Consider the following 4,988-nt stretch of genomic DNA (forward strand, 5'->3'; position numbering starts at 1 on the left):
CAGTAGCAGTGGCTTGGTGATTAATAAAATATATTAAAAATATCGTCGTGATATATAAAATATATCCAAACCTCGTTGGACGAATCTCGCTTCGTTTGATTCTGTGGAACCATAAAGCTATGGATACTCGCCATCTAAAACATTTTTCGGCTGTGGTTCAGTGCGGCAGCTTTACTTTAGCAGCCCAGCAACTGCACATTGCGCAGCCAGCGCTTAGTATTTCGATTAAAAAATTTGAGCAGCAATTAGGGGTTGTTTTGCTAAAAAGAGATGAGCGAAAAGTGACGCTGACCCATGAAGGGCAAGTGTTATATGAACACGCCACTCGTATTTTGCAGCAACTTGAAGATGCACAATTGGCGATGGATGAGCTTAAAGGGCTCGTCAAAGGCGAAGTGAGGCTCGGCGCGCCGAGCATGATGGGATCCTATTTCTTTCCAGAAATTGTAATGGCTTTTAAAAGTCACTTTCCCTTGCTAAAAATGACGGTGATAGAAGCGGGAACTCAGTCGATTAGAAAAATGTTGCTCAGTGGTGAGCTAGATATTGGCGTGATCCTCAATCATGATCTTCCTCCGGATTTAGAGGTTGATCCCCTCTTATCATCGCAAATGGTGGCGGTAGTGGGGAAAGAACATGAGTTAGCACAACGAGAATCGATAGATTTTAAGACCTTTTTTGAGCATGAATTGGTAATGTTTAAGCCCGGTTATTTCCACCGAGACTTCATTGATAAAGTGTGTAAAGAGCATAAGCTCAGCGCACATTTCTCTTTTGAAACCAATCTTTTGCCAATGATTTTAAGTATTGTCAAACATGAGTACGCAGTGACTGCGTTATTAGAGCTTGTAACGGAGCATGAACCGGATGTACGAGCGATCCCTTTTGAACCGCCAGTCTGGTTAGATTTAGCCCTCGCATGGCGCAAAGAGGGCTATTTGTCTAATGCCGACCGTACTTTTATTGAATTTGTGAAACAGTACGTGTGAAAGGGGCGATGTGTATCGTTCGATTAACTTTGATAGATTTTTTCAAAGTTGTTTGGGTTCCAGCCAATCATAATCCGATCACCAATTTTTAAAGCCGGTACACTGCGCGCGCCGATCGCATCCAGTTCTTTCCGGCCGCGTTGCATTTTTGCGTTACATAAGCGGTAGGGGATCTGTTTGGCGTCAAGATAGCGCTGAGCATCTTTACAGTGCGGGCATTTATCTTTGACGTAGAGCACAATACGTTTCATCTAATTCACTCATTAACCGAACATAAAGGGCGGCAAGTTTACCCACCGAGGCGCTGAGTTTCAACTCTCTCGGATGCGAAGCCTTGCTCCTTGTGATTGGAAAGATGAAACACAGGCTTGATTCAGTTACACTTAGCGCCTTTTTTATGAGTCAGTTGCTGGGCTATGCATCCATCTTTTCGTTACATACAAAACTATCCGCCTCATCTCGTTTCACAAGTTGAACAGTTGATCACGGCCGGTAAATTCGTTAGCTGGTTTGAGCAACGCTACCCACAGCGCCATTCGATTCAAAGTGAAAAAGCGTTGTTTAACTACGCGATTGATCTCAAAAATCAATACATGAAGAAAACGGCGCCGATCAGTAAAGTGGTGTACGACAATAAAATCCACATTATCAATAACGCACTAGGGTTGCACAGTTATGTTGCCAAAGTGCATGGTGGGAAAATCAAATCTAAAAATGAGATCCGCATAGCGAGCATGTTTAAAGAAGCACCGGAGCCGCTGCTGCGCATGCTAGTGGTACATGAGCTGGCTCACATCAAAGAGAAAGAGCACAACAAGGCTTTCTATCAACTGTGTTGCCATATGGAACCGAATTATCATCAGCTCGAGTTTGATGCACGATTGTTTATGATGTATCTCGATTTAAAAGAGGAGCAGTAATGTCAGCCAAAGCGAAGCCGCAGAAAAGCCAACCAGAAGCGAGCCATAAAAAACCTTCGTTAAAAGCAAAGCAGGGGTTACATCCTCGTAATCAGCATCAAGGACAATACGATTTCCCCGCGCTGATTAATACACTGCCTGCTTTGAAGCCCTTTGTTATTCGCAACCCGAGTGGTGAACCGAGCATCAATTTCTCCGATGCGATGGCGGTGAAAATGCTCAACAAAGCGTTATTGACACATCATTATCATGTGACCCATTGGGATATTCCCGCTGGGTATTTGTGCCCGCCGATCCCCGGTCGAGCTGATTATATTCATCGCGTGGCCGATCTGCTGCTAGATGAGTGCCCAGCAATCAAGCATGAGAAGGTTCACGCACTTGATATTGGGGTCGGAGCGAACTGTATTTATCCGATAGTGGGCGTGGCAGAGTACGGCTGGCGCTATGTTGGTAGCGATATTGATCCTATCTCTATTAAATCCGCCAATCTGGTGGTTAATGGTAATGCTTCGCTCAATGGGCGTATTGAATGCCGTTTGCAGAGCGATGCAAAACATATTTTTAAGCAGATTATTCAAGAAAATGAGCGTTACGATCTCACCACGTGCAACCCGCCTTTTCATGCATCACAACTACAGGCGCAGCAAGGCAGCGAACGTAAGTTGAAAAATTTACAGCGTAATCGAGTCAAAAAAGGTCAAGAAATTGCGGGGCAAGACGCTAACAGAAGTAAGGCGGTTACGCTCAACTTTGGTGGACAAAAAGCTGAGTTATGGTGCCCCGGTGGTGAAGCTGCCTTTATTAAAAACATGGCCTTTGAAAGTCAACACTACGCTCAGCAAGTGCTGTGGTTCACCACATTGATCTCTAAAAAAGAGAATGTACGTTGGATGCAAAAACAGTTAGATAAAGTGGGTGCTGCAGTGGTGAAGGTTGTTGAAATGCAACAAGGGCAAAAAGTGAGTCGATTCATCGCATGGAGTTTCCAAAATGACAGCCAACGCAAACAATGGTTAGCGGCAAAGTGCTAGGCTGACTTCGTTGATTGACTATATTGGTCAGTGAGTTGAGATAGCAATAGAAGGAGTAAGGTATGGACTTTGACCTTTATTTACCTTGCCAACCTGACTGGATCTGCCAGCCTTTCGCTTATCTGTTTGCTTTGCTTGCGATGATTGGGCTTGGGTTTTTTATTCGTATTATCTATCGCGAATATCAAAAAATTCAGCGCGCTCAGAAAGTCAGACGTCTTCGCCGTATCCACTATCGTGACCGTAATGGTGGCAAAGACGGTAGACCCACCAATATCAAATAACCCTTGCCCTAGTAATACGATGTTAGGAAAAGGTATCGAGCGCCGCTTGATATTTTTTCTCTAACGCTTTATTTCCTGCCTTTTTCTCTAACTCTACCAATAATTGAAGCGATGTTTTTTGGTTACCGTAGCGCTGATTAAATTGCATCAAGCGGATGCGAGCTTGCGTGTATTGTTGAGCGTCAATTTCCAATTTAGCTAATTGCAGCAATGAACGAGCTCGATTAGGGTCATGGTTTAATGTTTTTGCAAAATAGTAGTGCGCTTGTTCTTTATCGCCAGATTTTAACGCGCAAAAGGCTGCGTTCTCATAGCTTGCTGGGACAAGGTAATAATAGGGTTGAGCAATGGCGCGGTTAAAATATTCATCGGCTTTTTGATATTCGCCCTGCTTGCACAAAAATGTGCCGTAGTTATTGAGAATATTGCCGTTTTTGGGATGAGCGCGAAGCGCGGCTTGATAGGTTTTACGTGCGGCCTCTGTTTCACCGACAGTTTCGTAGTAGTGAGCCATCGCAAGTTGCGAGCGATAGTAAGTCGGCGCATGTTGTGTGGCTTTTTCTAAGTTCTCACGCGCTTTGCTCATGTTGCCATTTTCTAAATAGCCTAGGCCGAGCGCAATGCGAGATTCGGCCATTTCAACCGGATCCGCTTTTACTTCAGGCTCACCTTTTTCGTTCACGGTGACACAGGCCGATAACGTGGACATTATCAATATCATCAGTACTTTTTTCATTATCTGCATCTCCTAAATCGCTTAGACGCATGATAAGGAAATCAGAAGATCGAGGGGGAAAGAGCAGAGAAGAATGCGAGTCAGTATGCACTATGTTTGATGAAAACCTGAACACCTCATTACTGAGATGATCAGGCATGAAACACTAATCGTCTTTGGTAAATTTATCTTCGCTAAAGTGTTCAAGGTCGTAAGGTGTTTGTTGGTAAACACAGTAGTTTAACCAGTTTGCAAACAGCAAGTGACCGTGGCTTCGCCAACTGGCTACTGGTTTATTATCTGGGTTGTCATTGGGGTAGTAGTTGACTGGGATTGCGGGTTCCATCCCTTCACCTAAATCTCGAATATATTCACCATGCAGTGTATGTGCGTCGTATTCAGGGTGACCTGTGACAAACACGTTACGTTTGTCTTTGGTTGAGGCTAAGTACACACCCGCCACATCAGAGGTGGCGAGAATATCTAAATTCGTATGTTCGGCTAAGTATTCTGGTGAGAAATCAGCATAACGAGAATGGGGCGCTAAAAAGGTGTCGTCAAAGCCGCGTAATATCGGATGAAAGGGATGGTGGATTTCATGATGATAAACGCCCGATAATTTTTCTTTGCGAGTTCGTTTGGGCAGATTGTAGAGCAGTTTTAGCCCCGCTTGCGCTGCCCAGCAAACGTAGAGTGTGGAAGTGACGTGATTTTTAGCCCATTCCATCACGCTTTTTAAGTGTTCCCAATAAATCACATCTTCAAATTGGACCAACCCCAAAGGCGCTCCGGTGATGATGAGCCCGTCGAAGTTGCGATTTTTTACCATCTCAAATTGACGGTAAAAGTTCTCCAAATGTTCAGTGGGGGTATTTTTACTTGGGCGCTCATCAATTCTCAGTAATTCAATATCCACTTGCAGCGGAGTATTGGATAACAGGCGCAAAAACTGAGTCTCGGTTTCGATTTTCTTCGGCATTAAATTCAAAATCAAAACTTTCAGTGGACGGATGCCCTGTGTGGCGGCACGTGTTTCTGACATCACG

At 44.3% G+C, this 4,988-nt stretch carries 7 protein-coding genes; 4 read left to right on the forward strand and 3 right to left on the reverse strand.

The genetic code is table 11. The features are described 5' to 3' along the window. The first annotated feature begins 119 nt into the window (after nt 1–119). Nucleotides 120–989 carry a LysR family transcriptional regulator gene (locus AACQ21_RS04570; protein ID WP_026027359.1) on the forward strand — a complete coding sequence of 290 codons (870 nt, stop codon included), beginning with the start codon at nt 120–122 and terminating at the stop codon, nt 987–989. A 23-nt stretch (nt 990–1,012) separates the two neighbouring features. On the opposite strand, the gene AACQ21_RS04575 is transcribed toward AACQ21_RS04570, so the two are convergent. Beyond that, a complete protein-coding gene (locus AACQ21_RS04575; protein WP_010318599.1) occupies nt 1,013–1,240 on the reverse strand; it encodes a glutaredoxin family protein in 228 nt (75 codons plus the stop codon). A gap of 165 nt (nt 1,241–1,405) precedes the next feature. Here AACQ21_RS04575 and AACQ21_RS04580 point away from each other — a divergent pair, with 165 nt between their 5' ends. From AACQ21_RS04580 to AACQ21_RS04590, 3 genes are all read left to right on the forward strand, one after another. Continuing rightward, entirely contained in the window at nt 1,406–1,909 is a 504-nt protein-coding gene (locus AACQ21_RS04580; protein WP_010318598.1) for a M48 metallopeptidase family protein, read from the forward strand. Beyond that, a complete protein-coding gene (gene rlmF, locus AACQ21_RS04585; protein ID WP_105976788.1) occupies nt 1,909–2,943 on the forward strand; it encodes a 23S rRNA (adenine(1618)-N(6))-methyltransferase RlmF in 1,035 nt (344 codons plus the stop codon). The genes AACQ21_RS04580 and rlmF overlap by 1 nt, the downstream gene beginning before the upstream one ends. A gap of 62 nt (nt 2,944–3,005) precedes the next feature. Beyond that, nucleotides 3,006–3,227 carry a hypothetical protein gene (locus AACQ21_RS04590; RefSeq protein ID WP_017042994.1) on the forward strand — a complete coding sequence of 74 codons (222 nt, stop codon included), beginning with the start codon at nt 3,006–3,008 and terminating at the stop codon, nt 3,225–3,227. A 22-nt stretch (nt 3,228–3,249) separates the two neighbouring features. Here AACQ21_RS04590 and pilW read toward each other — a convergent pair whose 3' ends face one another. Further along, on the reverse strand, nt 3,250–3,963 hold the full coding sequence (gene pilW, locus AACQ21_RS04595) for a type IV pilus biogenesis/stability protein PilW (RefSeq protein ID WP_105976789.1): 714 nt from the start codon (nt 3,961–3,963) through the stop codon (nt 3,250–3,252). Between the two features lie 145 nt (nt 3,964–4,108). Continuing rightward, nucleotides 4,109–4,987: a homoserine O-acetyltransferase MetA gene (gene metA, locus AACQ21_RS04600; protein WP_258174206.1), complete on the reverse strand. Its 879-nt coding sequence runs from the start codon at nt 4,985–4,987 to the stop codon at nt 4,109–4,111. Nucleotide 4,988: the final 1 nt, after the last annotated feature.

Source organism: Vibrio sp. V01_P9A10T6 (assembly GCF_963877065.1).
Lineage (GTDB): Bacteria > Pseudomonadota > Gammaproteobacteria > Enterobacterales > Vibrionaceae > Vibrio > Vibrio anguillarum.

Bases quoted from the DNA above. Each gene is read 5' to 3' on its own strand.
- AACQ21_RS04570 (WP_026027359.1), top strand. From the start codon at position 120: ATGGATACTCGCCATCTAAAACATTTTTCGGCTGTGGTTCAGTGCGGC.
- AACQ21_RS04575 (WP_010318599.1), bottom strand. From the start codon at position 1,240: ATGAAACGTATTGTGCTCTACGTCAAAGATAAATGCCCGCACTGTAAA.
- AACQ21_RS04580 (WP_010318598.1), top strand. From the start codon at position 1,406: ATGCATCCATCTTTTCGTTACATACAAAACTATCCGCCTCATCTCGTT.
- rlmF (WP_105976788.1), top strand. From the start codon at position 1,909: ATGTCAGCCAAAGCGAAGCCGCAGAAAAGCCAACCAGAAGCGAGCCAT.
- AACQ21_RS04590 (WP_017042994.1), top strand. From the start codon at position 3,006: ATGGACTTTGACCTTTATTTACCTTGCCAACCTGACTGGATCTGCCAG.
- pilW (WP_105976789.1), bottom strand. From the start codon at position 3,963: ATGAAAAAAGTACTGATGATATTGATAATGTCCACGTTATCGGCCTGT.